Origin of the sequence: Autumnicola musiva (genome assembly GCF_031846585.1) — a bacterium.
Classification (GTDB): Bacteria; Bacteroidota; Bacteroidia; order Flavobacteriales; family Flavobacteriaceae; genus Autumnicola; species Autumnicola musiva.
This window is the reverse complement of record NZ_JAVRHK010000002.1, coordinates 286,498-302,098: the sequence shown is the minus strand read 5'-3', so window position 1 is coordinate 302,098 and position 15,601 is coordinate 286,498. Positions and strand designations below refer to the sequence as shown.

The window sequence follows — 15,601 nt, the reverse complement described above, 5'->3', positions numbered from 1 at the left end:
TCTTTCTAATTTTAGAGAAATTACGATTTTCCATATTTTAAAGGTTAAGTTTTAATTATTTCAAATCAGCCAATCATGAAGATACAACCTTTCCACCTTGCCATTCCGGTCTCTGACCTGGAACAATGTCGAAAATTTTACAAAGAAACCCTCGGATGTGGCGAAGGCAGAAGCAGTGAGCATTGGGTGGATTTTAATTTTTTCGGACATCAGCTGGTTATCCATTATAAAGCTCCGGAAGATAATCCCTCTGCTCATTCAAATCCCGTTGATGGAAAAGATGTGCCGGTACCTCATTTTGGTGTAGTTCTTAAATGGGATGTTTTTCAGGAATTTTCAAAATTACTGAAGGCGAAAGGAGTCAATTTTGTTATTGAACCTTACATAAGGTTTGAAGGGGAAGTGGGAGAACAGGCTACTATGTTCTTTAAAGATCCGTGCGGAAATGCTTTAGAGTTTAAAGCTTTTAAAAATATGGATCAGCTTTTTGCCAGTTAACAACAACTAACCCTAACATATGAACACATTAAAACCGGCATTAGTACGGCAAATCTTCGTGCTCCTGCTAATTTTATTCCTCACGGTTTTAATTTTCAGGGAAATTATTCCTTACCTATCCGGTGTACTGGGAGCAATAACCCTTTATGCCCTTTTGATTAACTGGATGCGAAAACTGCTGGCCAGAGGCTGGAAACCTCCCCTTGCTGCAGTCCTGCTAATGATGGGTTCCTTTGTGGGCATACTTGTACCGGTTTCTTTAATAGTTCTTATGCTTACTTCTAAAATAGGTAAGGCAGTAGCCAATTCAGAAAGGGTTATTAGGGCGGTAAAAGATCAAACCAATTATATTGAAGAATATTTAGGCTACAATATTAGCAGTAGTATAGACACATCCTCTGTTACCACCTGGGTTTCTTCTAACCTGCAAAGCCTGGCAGGCGGTACATTTGATGCGTTAATTGCTATTGGCATCATGTATTTTATGCTTTATTATATGCTAATTAACAGGCAGACGCTTCGGGATTCCCTAATAACATACATTCCCCTCGGGAAGGAAAATATCACCATAATTGGAGAGGAAAGCAATCAACTGGTAAAATCCAATGCTCTGGGTATACCACTGGTGGCGCTGTGCCAGGGAATAATCGCTTTAATAGGTTTTCTTATTGTAGGAGTGCCAGATCCATTTTTCTGGTTTGTAATTACTGCAGTTGGCTCTATGATCCCTTTTATAGGTACCGCAATAGGTATTCTACCGGTTACCATTCTCCTGTTTGCACAGGGCGATAACTGGCAGGCCATCGCTATCCTAATTTATGGTTTTGTGGTTGTGGGAGCCACAGACAATATCATAAGGCTTTATGTGCTGGAAAGACTGGCTAGTGTGCATCCTCTAATTACTCTTTTTGGAGTGGTTGTAGGGGTTCCGCTTTTTGGTTTTATAGGATTGATATTTGGCCCTATTTTGATTTCCCTGTTTCTTTTAATTCTAAAAATTTATAAAAAAGAATATGGGAATTCCCATGACAGATTGTAAATTATAATTTCTTAAAAACTATAAACATGTTCAAAGAGAAGATTGATAAAATTGACGAAGAATACGTAAAAAGCGGCGTAGCACAGATAAAGGAAGGAGATGTAGAGATAGCAGCCAACAGCCAGAAAGAAGTTTCCGAAAAGATCCTAAACTCAGGCATGCTAAAAAAATATTCCGAAATTATTAAACTAATGTTCGGGATGCTTCAGGATTATCGTAAAGGTGTATATAGAAATATTCCATGGTTTAGCATAGCAGCCATTACCTTTACAGTACTTTATATTCTGAACCCGCTGGATATTATTCCTGACTTTATTCCGGGTCTTGGTTATGTAGATGATTTTGCCATTATGACAATCGGTTTAAGATTTATGGAAACCGATCTGCATAAATATCTGGATTGGAAACTTAAAGAAAAATAGAAGAGGTTTTAAACACAGTAAAACATGTGTTATAACTACAGGCGGAGTGTGGAGTTACTTTAAAAAGAATTCCTGACTGCGCCTGTCTCTAATCTAAAGTAAGTACGGAATGAAGGCAGATTGAAGAATGTAGAACTAAAGAAGTACTACATATGTTTAAATATTTAAATGTCACTTTCGATTAAGCTTTTTCTCTGCTTCTATGCCTTTCCCTTGCAAGAAGAGTGTTTTTAAGCAACATAGAAACTGTCATAGGCCCGACACCTCCGGGAACAGGAGTAATATAAGATGCTCTTTTGCTAACATTATCAAAATCCACATCCCCTTTAATCACATAGCCTCTTTTGGCATTTTCATCGGGAACACGGGTAATTCCAACATCAATAATTACCGCGTCGTCCTTGATCATCTCGCCCTTCAGGAAGTTAGGAATACCCACGGCAATAATAATAATATCTGCCTGGGAAGTAATCTGGGTGATATTTTTGGTAAATTCATGAGTAAGCGTAACCGTAGAATTTCCCGGAAAACCACTTCTTCCCATTAGAATACTCATAGGCCTTCCAACAATATAACTACGACCAATTACTACAGTGTGCTTTCCTTTGGTAGGAATATCATACCGTTCCAGTAATTCCAGAATTCCAAAAGGAGTAGCCGGAATAAAGGAAGTCATATCAAAAGCCATTTTTCCAAAATTGGTAGGGTGGAAACCATCCACATCTTTATCGGGGTCTACGGCCAATAGTACTTTTTGAGTATCTATTTGTTTTGGTAAAGGCAGCTGAACGATAAACCCATCTATATCGTCATTCTGGTTGAGTTCTTCAATTTTATCCAATAATTCCAGTTCACTAATAGTGGAAGACATCCGGTAAAGTGAAGATTCAAAGCCAACTTCCTTACAGGATTTCACTTTACTGTTTACATAAGTCATACTGGCGCCGTCATTACCTATAATTATTGCTGCCAGATGCGGGACTTTTTCTCCGCGTTTTTTAATTTTCGAAACCTCTTCAGCAATTTCACTTTTAATTTCATTGCTGATTTTTTTACCGTCTAATATTGTCATAATATTTATCTAAACCTCTCCCGGACTCTTTAAAGCGAAGAAAAAACATGATTTATCCCTTAATTTCTTTAAGCATTTCACCATTGCACAGGCTTTAGGGATTATTTCATTCCCTTCATCATATTCATCATCTGCTGGCCACCACCACCCTGCATCATCTTCATCATTTTCCCCATCTGGTTGAATTGCTTCAACAGTTGGTTTACTTCCTGAACAGAAGTTCCTGAGCCTTTGCCAATTCTTTTCTTTCTGCTGGAATTTATAATTTTCGGGTTGCTTCTTTCCTCTGGTGTCATGGAGTAGATAATTGCTTCAATTCCTTTAAAAGCATCGTCATCTATATCTACGTCTTTCAGCATTTTTCCTGCACCAGGTATCATTCCAAGAAGATCCTTCATAGATCCCATCTTCTTAATTTGATGAAGCTGAGTAAGAAAATCATCAAACCCAAATTTGTTTTTGGCAATTTTCTTCTGAAGTTTCCTCGCTTCCTCTTCATCATACTGCTCCTGGGCGCGCTCCACAAGTGACACTACATCCCCCATTCCCAAAATCCTGTCAGCCATACGAGAAGGATAAAACACATCTATGGCTTCCATTTTTTCGCCGGTACCAATAAATTTAATTGGTTTATTTACAACAGATTTTATTGAAATTGCCGCACCGCCACGGGTATCACCATCAAGTTTGGTAAGAATCACCCCATCAAAATTAAGGCGCTCATTAAAGGTTTTGGCTGTATTAACCGCATCCTGCCCGGTCATAGAATCAACCACAAACAAAGTTTCCTGTGGTTCAATTGCCCGGTGAATATCTGCGATTTCAGTCATCATGGCTTCATCTATTGCTAAACGACCAGCGGTATCTATAATTACAACATTATGCCCGTTTTCTCTGGCATAAGCAATAGCTGCTTTTGAAATAGCCACAGGATCCTGATTTCCTTCTTCAGAATAAACCTCGATCCCAATTTGCTCTCCAACAACATGTAACTGGTTTATAGCTGCAGGCCTGTAAACATCACAAGCTACTAAAAGTGGCTTCTTGGTTTTTTTATTTTTAAGAAAATTTGCAAGTTTACCGGAAAAAGTGGTCTTACCACTACCCTGTAGACCAGACATTAAAATTACCGACGGATCCCCGCTAAGGTTCACCCCCGCAGCTTCGCCACCCATCAATTCTGTAAGCTCATCTTTAACGAGCTTTACCAACATTTGTCCCGGTTTTAAAGCGGTAAGAACATCCTGCCCTAATGCTTTTTCCTTGACCGTATTGGTGAATTCCTTGGCAATTTTATAATTAACATCGGCATCTACCAAAGCTCGCCTCACCTCCTTTAGAGTTTCGGCAACGTTTATTTCGGTAATCTGTCCATGTCCTTTTAAGACATGAAAGGCATTATCTAACTTATCGCTTAAATTATCAAACATAATCTTGCTCCTTTTTTAAGAATGCCAAAGATAAGGATTGGTTGTTTAGTTACAAAGACAGTACAACGGAAAAGATTGAAGATTAAAATGTTTGAATAATAAAAAACCACCATACAGTTGCACAGTGGTTTTAAAATTGATCCGAAACCTTGGGGAGTTACACCCTCAATAAGGAATTAGAATGATGATTTAATTTCTCCTTTTATTAAACCCACCTTTAGATTTAGGCTTATTTTTTCTGCTTCCCCTGTTATGCCGGGCTTTATTTTCAGCTTTCTTTTCCAGCACCTCCTGAAGATTTTCAGTAGGTTCAAAGCCACTAAGTACTTCTTTTTCCAAAGTTTCACCCAGCAACTTCTCAATTCCGCGTACGTGCTCATTCTCATCTACGCTCACCAGGGAAATAGCTTCCCCGCTGGCTCCTGCCCTGCCTGTTCTACCAATTCTATGTACATAATCTTCCGGCACATTGGGGAGCTCGTAATTAATTACATGTGGCAATAAGGGAATATCCAATCCACGGGCAGCAATATCTGTTGCTACTAAAACCCGAAGTTTTCCTTTCTTGAACCCATCGAGTGATTTTGTTCTTGAAGCCTGGCTCTTATTTCCGTGGATAGCTGCGGAGGTAATTCCGCTCTTTTCCAGTTTCTGACTTAGCCGGTTGGCACCATGTTTAGTTCTTGTAAATACCAGCACCTGCTCCCAATCTCCATCTGAAATCAACTTTGTTATCAAGGCAGTTTTCTTAGATTTATTGGTCTTGTAAATTTTCTGGTCTACTTTCTCGGCCGTGGTATTTTCCGGAGTAGCTTCAACCAACACCGGTTTATTTAAAAATGTATTGGCCAGCTTCTTGATCTCTTTTGAAAAAGTTGCTGAAAAAAGCAAATTCTGCCGTTTCTCCGGCATTAGAGCAAGAATTTTTTTAATATCCCTCAAAAACCCCATGTCCAGCATCCTGTCTGCTTCATCTAAAATCAGGATTTCAATGTTGGCCAGTGAAAGTGCTTTTTGCTGGTGCAGATCCAGCAAGCGGCCAGGCGTTGCAACTAAAATATCAACACCATTACGCAGGCTCCTTATTTGTGGTGCAGCACTCACTCCGCCAAAAATAACATTAGAACGTAAATTCAGAAAAGTACTATAGCTCCTTACATCTTCCAGCACCTGTGCGGCAAGTTCTCGTGTGGGAGTTAATACCAAAGCCCGCACCGGTCTTTTCCCTAAAGTTTCACCTTCAGATAATATTTGAAGCATTGGCAAAGTAAAACCGGCTGTTTTTCCTGTTCCGGTTTGTGCCGATGCCAGCACATCTCTTCTTTCTAAAATAAATGGGATAGCCTTTTCTTGAATAGTTGAAGGCTTAGTGTGTCCTTTTTTACTGATAGCTTTCAGCAGGGGTTCAGACAAACCCAAAGCATTAAATGACATAAAAATTGTTTAAAAAATGACAATTCTCAAAAGTGATGCCATTTTTATATAAGCGGCAAAGGTACAGTTAATTATTCAGCTATTCTATTTCTTGCTTTTCATTCAGGAAAATAAGGTAAGTCTCGCGCAATCAAACCCAAAGAGGAAATTACCAATAGGGATATCGTATTCACATTTTAAAATTTTGTAAGTAAAAACCTTCATGTAGGTCGTAAAAACTTCCCCACTCTCAATAAGAACGAAAAATCTTACACCTATAGCGAAAACGCCGGATTACCTCCTTTCAAATAACTACAAATCAATTACTTTAGATTACAAATAGGAGCTGCACCAGGATTTTTTTAAAAAGGGAGCCATTAAATGGTAAAATATCACCTCCGATCTCTTCTGCAGATTTCTTTTCTCCGCTGAAAATTAACGGCTTTTCTTGATGAATTTGAGCAAGGTAAAAAAATATAATTGGAAAAAAGTTCTCCAGGAACTTCATATAAAGGACACCATTAGCCTTACCTGGTCCGTTTCCCCAAGGCTCACAATTATTGTGATAAGCCTTTTATTACTCGAAAATATTGCCTGGCTTGGTTCTATGTACATGTTAAAAGAACTCGTAAATATTGCTGCCGGAACCCCTGCCGAACAAACTGAAAATCTTAGAACTGCTGTTATTTTAACCGGAGTTATTTCTATCGCATACGCCTGTATTAAAAGTATATCATCTTATTACAGCGAAATTCAGGCAGCAAAGGTTAATCATTGTCTGGACCAGAAAATACATTCCCATATTGTAAAATTAGACTACAGATTTTATGAAAACCCTGAATATTTTGATGTTCTGAAAAGGGCGAGAGAAGCAGGAATTGATAAACCTTTTTCGGTGGTAAGCAACTTGTTCGCCATTTTGAAAAACTTCATAATGATCTCCTCTGTTGGCTATATTCTTATATCAATAGATTGGATTTTGCTTCCCTTACTTGCATTATTTGTAATCCCCATACTTGTAGGAAGAATCATTTTTTCCGATCGTGGATTCCAGCTTTACCTGAAAAATACAGCTATGGAAAGAGAGGCGGGATACCTTAGCTCTCTTTTAACCGGAGAACAGGCGGCCAAAGAAATACGAGCCTTTTCCCTTGGGAATTTTATGCTTTCAAAATACTCAAAATTGAGGGAACACCTCATTTCGGAACAGCTGGGCCTGAGCAAACAGAGAGCCTTAAACGAGTTACTTACCACCGGAGTGGCGACCACAGCCTTCTTTGGGGTGACTGCTTATATTGTCTTTGGTACATTAAGCGGCAACAGTAGCGTGGGTGACATTGCTCTTTTTTTGGTGATTTTTCCGCAGTCTTTTATGATTATGCAATCTTTGGTTGGATCTATCAGCATTCTATACAGGGACACCAGATATGTTGCCCTTATTTTTGAACTTTTTAAATTCAGGCCAAAGATTGAGAAAAGCACCTCCGGACTTCCGATGTTTAATGGCGATTTTGAAATTCAGAATGTCTTCTTTAAATATCCGAACGCTGAAGAAAATGCTCTTGAAAACATTAGCCTTTGCATTCCTCAGGGTAAAATTATAGCCGTAGTAGGCACTAATGGGGCCGGCAAAACCAGTCTCATTAAATTACTCTGCAAATTATATGAACCTGATAATGGAAATATTTTCTTTGGAGGCAGGAATATTAAAAATTATAATTCTTCAAATTTCAGAAAGCAGGTGAGCGTGGTATTTCAGGATTTTGTAAAGTACAATTTAACCGTAAGAGAAAACATTAGGTTTGGAGATCTGGATTTACAGGTTTCAGAAGAAAGGATAAAAGAAGCTGCCCGAAATGCCGGAGCTGAAAGTTTTATAGAAAAACTTCCGCAGAAATATGATACGGTACTCGGAAGAATATTTAATGAAGGCCATGAGCTAAGTGAAGGCCAGTGGCAAAAAATAGCCATTGCTAGGGCATTTTACGGTAACTCAAACCTGCTCATCTTTGATGAAGCAACCAGTGCTTTGGATGCTATAGCTGAAACTGAACTCTTTAACAATTTCAGATCAAGGATTGGCAGGAGATCAGCACTTGTTATAAGCCACCGATTGTCTACAATAAAACAGGCAGATTATATCTATGTAATGTCTGATAAAAAAATAGTAGAAAGTGGCACCCATGAGGAGCTAATCTGCTGTAATGGTACCTACGCTTCTCTTTATAAGAAAAGCTATAATGAAGAAATTCTAACCGCCTGATCCCGAAACGCTATGAATTCTGTAAAAAAAATATTGTTTGTTTCCACTATGAATGAGGATTGGGGCGGAAGTGAAGAATTATGGTGCAGAACAATCCCCCACCTGCTAAAAATGAATTATAATATAGCGGTATGCAAGGCTACTATCAATTTTGAGCATCCTGAATTCATTAAGCTAATGAACCTGGACGTTGAACTTGTAGACCTTGGGAAATACGCAAAACGCAGCCGCCAGAGTATCACAGAACCTTTCAAAAGGTCTGTACAGATTTTTAAAAGTTTGAGAAATACTCCGCAGGAAAAAGATTCTGAAGATTATGACCGAACCTACGAATTAGGCCTGTTGGCTTATTTAAAACAGCATGAGGTATCTTTGGCCGTCATTGCACAGGGTATTAATTTTGACGGTTTGGGATATGGAAATATTTGCCTTGCAGAGAACGTACCTTATGCCCTGTTGGCTCAAAAAGCTGCTGAAATCCATTGGCCTTCACATATAGACCGCGCGGCTATGCGAAATGTTTACTTAAATGCAAAAAAAGCCTATTTTGTATCAAAGCATAATTGTCACTTAACCGAAGAACAATTTAGTATTCATTTAAGAAATACAGAAATAGTCTGCAATCCGGTTAAAGTTAAACGATACCCGAGAGCATATCCCGGCACGCAGGATGGTTTTCGCCTTGCCTGCGTGGGCAGATATTTTCTACTGGATAAGGGACAGGATATTCTCATTAGGATTTTATCTCAACAAAAATGGAAACACCGCCCTTTAAGCATAAGTTTTATCGGAGCAGGAATTGATGAACTGGGGTTAAAAGAACTGGCAAAATTCTGTAATCTTGAAAATGCTGAATTTTTAGGATATCAGCAAAACATTGAAGATATATGGGACAATTTTCATGCTCTTATACTACCATCCCGCTTTGAGGGTTCCCCCCTGGCACTTTTAGAAGCAATGGCCTGCGGTAGAACTGCCATAGCTTCAAACGCAGGAGGAATTTCTGAATTGATCTGCGACGGCCATACAGGCTTTCTTGGAGAGCCCACAGTAAAATCCTTTGATGAGGCTATGGAAAGAGCATGGGATAGACGGCATGACTGGAAACAAATGGGTAGCGATGCCTGTGATTTTCTACAAGAAAAAGTCCCACCGTTGCCTGAACTTAAATTCGCACAGTCACTGGACAGCCTGTGCAATGAAAAACTGATATCTGTAATTATCCCTACCTACAACCGTGCCGCTATGGTAGAAAAGGCTATTACCAGCGTTTTGGCACAAACTTATCCGTTTGTCCAAATAATTGTTGCAGATGACGGTTCTACCGATGAAACTTCAGCAATATGTGACAAGTACCCACAGGTAAACTATCTAAAACTGGCTCATGGGGGGCAGGCCCACGCAAGAAACGAAGGACTTAAATTTGCAAGAGGAGAATTTATAGCATCCCTTGATTCAGATGATACCTGGGAACCACAATTTCTGGAAAGGTGTTTTGAAATTATTGGTAAAAACGAATTAGATTTCGTTTTTACCAACTGGATGGAAAAAAATGAAACCAATGAGAATATTGAACGCTTTTCAATGTGTAAAGTATTAAAAGATGTTCTGGCACAAAATACCGAAGATACTGTTCTACTTGATAATATGCAGCTAAGACAACTATACTTAACCGGATGCCCCTCTCCTTCCTCTTCTTTATTGATAAACCGTAAAAGCTTGCGCTCAAACTGGAGTTCAGAATTTAAAATTGCTGACGACTGGTGCCTTCTTATGGATATGATTTATACCCGCCCCTGTAAAGCCGGCTTTACGCAGAAAGTTTTATGGACAAAGAACAGGGATGGAAAAAATATCTATGATGGAAAAGACAGGATGGAAGTTATGCGGGATTTATGGGTTCACGATATGAGCAAACTGTTCTCCAGATTTAAAGCCAAATTTACAAAAGAAGAAACAGAAAGAATAAAGCTCACCCTTTCCCGAAACTATTTACAACATTCATATTATGAATTAAGAATGAAAAAAAGGCTGAAGAGCAGCATTAAATATTCATTTCTCTCTTTTTTAGCTAACAAGAAAGCAGGTTCATTCGCTTTCCTTTCGGTTATCAGGAAAATCAAAAATTTTAAAAAGCGTTCTTTCCAATTTAATTGAAATTAGTAACGTACATACGGGCATCTGAATGGTGGGAATACAAATTCACTCCTGTTCTTATGGTGGTTTACCTTCTGTTTATTCAGCTTGATCTAAGTTTCCCAACCTCATGCTGGCTATTCATTTTTATATTATTGTCCCTCGTTCCCGGAGGCATTTTTGTAAGTGTACTTAATGATCTTACAGATCTTAAAATGGATGAGAAAGCGGGTAAAGTCAACCGTATGCAAAAATTAGGCAGATTAAAGAGAAGCATTTTTCTGCTGCTTCCATTTATAGTTGGTTTAGGTATATCATGGTATATTAGAACAGAACCTCTAGCCATGTTCTCCTACCTATTGTGCGGCTTCTCTTTTGTTTTATACTCTGTTAAACCCTTCCGGCTAAAAGAAAAGGGAATATGGGGAATATTGGCCGACGCTTTTGGTTCCCAGGTTTTCCCCAGCCTTTATGCTACTTTCCTTGTTCTGGGCAGCACTGGCCATGAGATTAGCAATACTCAAATTATACTTATTGTGATATGGGCCGCTTGTTTTGGGTTAAGAGGAATCCTCTGGCACCAGTTTCATGACCTGGAGAATGACATAAAAAGTGGAATTTCCACCTTCGCCCAAAACTTAAGTGACAGAAAGAGCACAATTGCAGGTTACGTGCTAATGACCTTTGAAATAATTGCACTTGCCGGAATTACAATGTTTTCCGGACAATATTGGTGTTTTATCAGCCTTTTTTTGTACTGGGGCTATCTTTTAATGAGACGCTGGAAATTTTATACTGAAATTATCCCGTTTAGATATACAAGACCGGATTATTGCCTTTTTATGAATGAATATTACCAAATTTTCCTGCCTGTTACACTTCTTATCCTGCTTAGTGTACACCAACCTATTTTTAGCATCCTGCTTCTTACACACCTGCTTCTTTTCCCGGTGGGAATTCTTCAGATTGGTAAAATGATATTATCCAAATAGTTTACTTCTGCACGCAAAGAAGCTAAAGCTTCAAAATTGATGATTTCAGTGGGAGGCTTAACTTTGTGTTTAAATTTTTATACATCAAAAACTACATTCGCTCCGGCACCTGAATTCCTAAAAGGGCAAAAGATGATTTTATCACATTCCCAACAGATTGTGACAACTGCACCCGTAAGATTTTCTCCTGAAGCTCATCAGCTCCCAGAATAGTAACGTTTTGGTAAAAGGAATTGAATTCCTTTACAAGTTCGTAAGTATAATTGGCAATTAACGCCGGACTATGATTTTCAGCGGCCAATTGTACAGTTTCAGGATAAAGCTGAAGTTGCTTTATAAGTTCTTTCTCTTTTTGATGTAGTTGATAATCTGCCGGAATTTCCCTGCTATAGTCAAAATTGGCTTTTCTAAGAATAGACTGGATACGGGCATAAGTGTATTGAATAAACGGACCGGTATTTCCCTGAAAGTCTACCGATTCTTTTGGATCAAATAAAATCCGTTTTTTTGGATCTACCTTCAGAATATAATATTTTAAAGCGCCGAGTCCAATGGTTCGGTAAAGCTCTTCTTTTTCTTCTTCGGAATAAGCTTCCAGTTTGCCCAATTCTTCAGAAATAGCACGGGCAGTCTCTTTCATTTCTTCAATTAAATCATCGGCATCCACCACGGTTCCTTCACGACTTTTCATTTTTCCGCCAGGTAGATCAACCATTCCGTAACTAAGATGATAAAGATAATCTGCCCAGTCAAATCCTAATTTCTTCAGAATTAGAAACAGCACCTTGAAATGGTAATCCTGCTCGTTCCCAACGGTATAAACCATTCCGTTAATATCAAAATCCTTAACCCGTTGAATAGCTGTACCTATATCCTGGGTCATATATACGGCGGTGCCGTCACTTCTAAGTACAATTTTTTCATCCAGACCTTCATCTGTAAGGTCTATCCAAACGCTGCCATCTTCTTTTTTATAAAAAATGCTTTTCTCCAGCCCCTGTGCTACCACATCTTTTCCTAGAAGATATGTACTGCTTTCGTAATAATTTTTATCAAAATCCACGCCCAGAGCATCGTAGGTTTTTGCAAAGCCATTATAAACCCATTGGTTCATTTTTTCCCAAAGCGCCACCACTTCCGGATCTCCTGCTTCCCACTTTAACAGCATTTGCTTTGCTTCAAAAAGAATAGGAGCTTCGGCCTTTGCTGCTTCCTCAGAAATACCTTTTTCTTTTAGTTCAGCAATTTCCTTTTTATATTCCTGGTCAAATTTTACATAATATTTTCCAACCAGCTTGTCCCCTTTTATTCCTGTAGACTGTGGAGTTTCTCCGTTTCCAAAACGTTGCCAGGCAAGCATAGATTTACAAATGTGGATTCCACGGTCATTAATAATTTGTGTTTTATAGACTTTATTTCCCGCGGCCTTTAAAATTTCAGAAACCGAATAACCCAGTAAATTATTCCGGATATGACCAAGGTGCAAAGGCTTATTGGTGTTTGGAGAAGAATATTCTACCATAATTCCCTGCGCGTTTGAAGCCGGCGGCACAATTCCGAAATCTTCGTGGTTTTTCATGCTTCCGAAAAAATCCAGATAAAATGAATTATTCATTACAATATTCAAAAACCCCTGTACGACGTTGAAATGAGAAACCTCAGCGACATTTTTTTCCAGATATTCACCAATTTCCTGCCCCAATTTTACAGGGTTGGTCTTTACCTGGCGCAACATAGGAAAAGTGACTAACGTAATATCGCCTTCAAAATCTTTACGGGTGGGCTGAAATTCCACCTGCTCAATTTCAACATTATGAATCTTATTTACAGCTTCTTTTACATGAGTTGCGAGAATACTCTGAATTGCCATTTTTATCCTGTATTTATTCGGTTTAAGAATTGCAAAGATAAGAGAATTTAGAAGTATGCGGACAGGCTTTAGACTCAAATGCCTATCTTTAATTTCTTAGGAAAGTGGAAAGTTTGGAGTTCGGATTTTTTAAAAGCTAAAAAGCATATTCCCTAAAGTTTTATAGCAGTGCATTTTTTTCATTTTATGGGAAGTAGTGAAACGCACCGCGTTGACTTGAGAAAGAAAACAACAACTCCCATTGGTAATTCAACCACAAACAACAAATAACGAACAAAAATCTTTAAATATGCTGCAGAATATTTCATACAATCGCCCCGCAATAAAGAGAAAGATTAATACTGAAGTGGGGAAGACTTTCACCTTGTTGGAACGTATGAAACTTAACGGCACCGGCTCGCCTAAACTTCATATCACCGCAGCAAGTATAGATATTCATAATTTACTGATATTGGACAAATATACCAACACATGTAATGTGGAGATGCGGCCAAACGGAATTATTGTAATGTTCAGAAGTTTACTGGAAACTTACGCCCTTATTATTCCTTACCACAAATTGACTCTATACAAAGGCAAGGCTGAGGAATATTCTATTTACCGGGATAACTATTTTATTAAGGTAAAAGCAGACAAACCGGCTATTCATAAATTCTTCAGAAAAATAATTGATTATAAAGCAGATAATGCACCCACTAATATTGAAGACCTCTAGCCGGCAATTTTCCTGCTTGACCTGCGCAGATTATCTTTTGCGGAAGGCAAGTCCGGCTATAAGCGATAAAATCCCGAAGCCAATCATGGCATAAGATTGAGTATTATCACCCTGCCCCTCCACCTTTACCGGTCCTGAATTAATAGCAAATTCCGGATTAATTAGCGCATAAAGGCCATAAGCTATAAGGCCAATTCCAATGAGAAGCAACACTACCTTTAGCACGTTTTTCATTTTATAAAATTTTACTAATGCAGGGGGAAAGTACTAATTTAATTCTTAATTTATCACATAAACTCCTCACATGCGAATTCTCCTTACTGGTGCAAATGGTTATATAGGGATGCGCCTGCTCCCCGAACTTTTAGAGCAGGGCCACGAGGTGGTTTGTGCAGTAAGGAATAAAAGCCGGTTTTCCTCTTCAAAAGAACTACGGGAACAGGTTGAATTGGTAGAAATTGATTTTTTAAAAGATAAAGAAGCACCTCAGAAAATTAAAGATATCGATGTTGCTTACTATCTTATTCATTCCATGTCTGCTTCCACCAAAGATTTTGACGAGCATGAAATGACAGCTGCGCAGAATTTTAATAAAATGATGGCAGAAACATCGGTAAATCAGGTTATTTACCTCAGCGGAATAATTAATGAAGATAAGCTTTCGAAACACCTCGCTTCCCGGAAGAAAGTGGAAGAGATTTTACATGAAGGTGATTTTCACACTACGGTTTTGAGAGCTGCAATTATAATAGGTTCCGGTAGCTCCTCGTTTGAAATCCTGAGGGATTTATGCGAAAAATTGCCGATAATGATTACGCCGCAATGGGTAAGAACAAAATGCCAGCCCCTGGCCATTAGAGATGTAATCCAGTTTTTAACCGGTGTTATTGGAAAAGAGGAATGTTATAATAAATCTTTTGATGTTGGGGGGCCGGATGTTTTAAGCTATCAGGAAATGATGGAGCAGTATGCAAAAGTGCGTGACCTTAAATTAGCAATTTGGAGTATGCCGGTAATGTCTCCTAAACTATCTTCTTATTGGTTATATTTTATAACTTCTACTTCTTACACCCTGGCCCGAAACCTGGTGGATAGTATGAAGGTGGAAGTAGTAACCAAAGATACCCGCCTGCAGGAACTTCTGGGGATTGAACCTCTACATTACAATGAAGCTATAAAACTGGCTTTCTACAAAATTGAGCAAAACCAGGTAGTTTCCAGCTGGAAAGATTCTCTTAGCAGCGGCCGGTTTAAAAAGGAACTTAACAAATATATTCAGGTACCACAATATGGCTGCCTAACCGATGAACAATCTGCAAAAGTAGAAAATACAGAGGAAGTTCTGGATCGTATTTGGGCTATTGGCGGCTTGAATGGCTGGTACTACGGGAACTGGCTTTGGAAATTCCGTGGTTATATTGACAAATTGTTTGGCGGGGTTGGATTACGCAGGGGCAGAACGCATCCCACTATGATTACCAGTGGAGATTCCCTTGATTTCTGGAGAGTGCTACTGGCCGACAGGGAGGAAAAGCGCTTACTGCTGTTCGCTGAAATGAGAGTACCTGGTGAGGCCTGGCTGGAATTTAAAATTGATGAAAACAATGTTTTACATCAAACCGCCACCTTCCGTCCAAAAGGAATCTGGGGCAGGTTGTATTGGTATTCCATGTACCCCTTCCACTATTTTATATTCGAGGGAATGCTTAATAAAATAGCTAAGGGAGAACCACAGAAAAGTATTGCCTGAT

Annotated in this window: 13 protein-coding genes; 8 read left to right on the top strand and 5 right to left on the bottom strand. The window is 38.9% G+C overall.

The features are described 5' to 3' along the window. The first annotated feature begins 75 nt into the window (after positions 1-75). The 3 genes from RM539_RS03790 to RM539_RS03780 are packed head-to-tail and all read left to right on the top strand — an operon-like array spanning position 76 to position 1,959. Entirely contained in the window at positions 76-498 is a 423-nt protein-coding gene (locus tag RM539_RS03790) for a VOC family protein (protein WP_311502102.1), read from the top strand. A 19-nt stretch (positions 499-517) separates the two neighbouring features. Beyond that, the gene (locus tag RM539_RS03785; protein ID WP_311502101.1) at positions 518-1,537 is read left to right on the top strand and encodes an AI-2E family transporter; all 1,020 of its coding nucleotides are present in this window, start codon (positions 518-520) and stop codon (positions 1,535-1,537) included. Positions 1,538-1,563: 26 nt separating this feature from the next. Next, entirely contained in the window at positions 1,564-1,959 is a 396-nt protein-coding gene (locus RM539_RS03780) for a YkvA family protein (RefSeq protein WP_311502100.1), read from the top strand. Positions 1,960-2,140: 181 nt separating this feature from the next. Here the strand turns inward: RM539_RS03780 and RM539_RS03775 are convergent, their stop codons facing one another. From RM539_RS03775 to RM539_RS03765, 3 genes are all read right to left on the bottom strand, one after another. Continuing rightward, positions 2,141-3,031 (bottom strand): bifunctional 5,10-methylenetetrahydrofolate dehydrogenase/5,10-methenyltetrahydrofolate cyclohydrolase, encoded by an 891-nt coding sequence (locus RM539_RS03775; RefSeq protein WP_311502099.1) that lies wholly within the window; start codon positions 3,029-3,031, stop codon positions 2,141-2,143. A gap of 101 nt (positions 3,032-3,132) precedes the next feature. Beyond that, positions 3,133-4,461 (bottom strand): signal recognition particle protein, encoded by a 1,329-nt coding sequence (gene ffh, locus RM539_RS03770; protein ID WP_311502098.1) that lies wholly within the window; start codon positions 4,459-4,461, stop codon positions 3,133-3,135. 189 nt (positions 4,462-4,650) lie between these two features. Further along, entirely contained in the window at positions 4,651-5,895 is a 1,245-nt protein-coding gene (locus tag RM539_RS03765) for a DEAD/DEAH box helicase (RefSeq protein ID WP_311502097.1), read from the bottom strand. A 430-nt stretch (positions 5,896-6,325) separates the two neighbouring features. Here RM539_RS03765 and RM539_RS03760 point away from each other — a divergent pair, with 430 nt between their 5' ends. The 3 genes from RM539_RS03760 to RM539_RS03750 are packed head-to-tail and all read left to right on the top strand — an operon-like array spanning position 6,326 to position 11,265. Next, positions 6,326-8,137 (top strand): ABC transporter ATP-binding protein, encoded by a 1,812-nt coding sequence (locus RM539_RS03760; protein WP_311502096.1) that lies wholly within the window; start codon positions 6,326-6,328, stop codon positions 8,135-8,137. 12 nt (positions 8,138-8,149) lie between these two features. Further along, the gene (locus tag RM539_RS03755) at positions 8,150-10,294 is read left to right on the top strand and encodes a glycosyltransferase (RefSeq protein ID WP_311502095.1); all 2,145 of its coding nucleotides are present in this window, start codon (positions 8,150-8,152) and stop codon (positions 10,292-10,294) included. Beyond that, a complete protein-coding gene (locus RM539_RS03750; protein ID WP_311502094.1) occupies positions 10,291-11,265 on the top strand; it encodes a UbiA family prenyltransferase in 975 nt (324 codons plus the stop codon). The genes RM539_RS03755 and RM539_RS03750 overlap by 4 nt, the downstream gene beginning before the upstream one ends. Positions 11,266-11,356: 91 nt before the next feature. On the opposite strand, the gene argS is transcribed toward RM539_RS03750, so the two are convergent. Beyond that, positions 11,357-13,135 carry an arginine--tRNA ligase gene (argS, locus tag RM539_RS03745; RefSeq protein WP_311502093.1) on the bottom strand — a complete coding sequence of 593 codons (1,779 nt, stop codon included), beginning with the start codon at positions 13,133-13,135 and terminating at the stop codon, positions 11,357-11,359. A 289-nt stretch (positions 13,136-13,424) separates the two neighbouring features. Here argS and RM539_RS03740 point away from each other — a divergent pair, with 289 nt between their 5' ends. Then, the gene (locus RM539_RS03740; protein ID WP_311502092.1) at positions 13,425-13,850 is read left to right on the top strand and encodes a hypothetical protein; all 426 of its coding nucleotides are present in this window, start codon (positions 13,425-13,427) and stop codon (positions 13,848-13,850) included. A gap of 30 nt (positions 13,851-13,880) precedes the next feature. Here RM539_RS03740 and RM539_RS03735 read toward each other — a convergent pair whose 3' ends face one another. Beyond that, positions 13,881-14,084 (bottom strand): LPXTG cell wall anchor domain-containing protein, encoded by a 204-nt coding sequence (locus RM539_RS03735; protein WP_311502091.1) that lies wholly within the window; start codon positions 14,082-14,084, stop codon positions 13,881-13,883. Positions 14,085-14,154: 70 nt separating this feature from the next. Here RM539_RS03735 and RM539_RS03730 point away from each other — a divergent pair, with 70 nt between their 5' ends. Further along, positions 14,155-15,600, top strand: a complete 1,446-nt coding sequence (locus RM539_RS03730; RefSeq protein WP_311502090.1) for an SDR family oxidoreductase — start codon at positions 14,155-14,157, stop codon at positions 15,598-15,600. Position 15,601 lies beyond the last annotated feature (1 nt).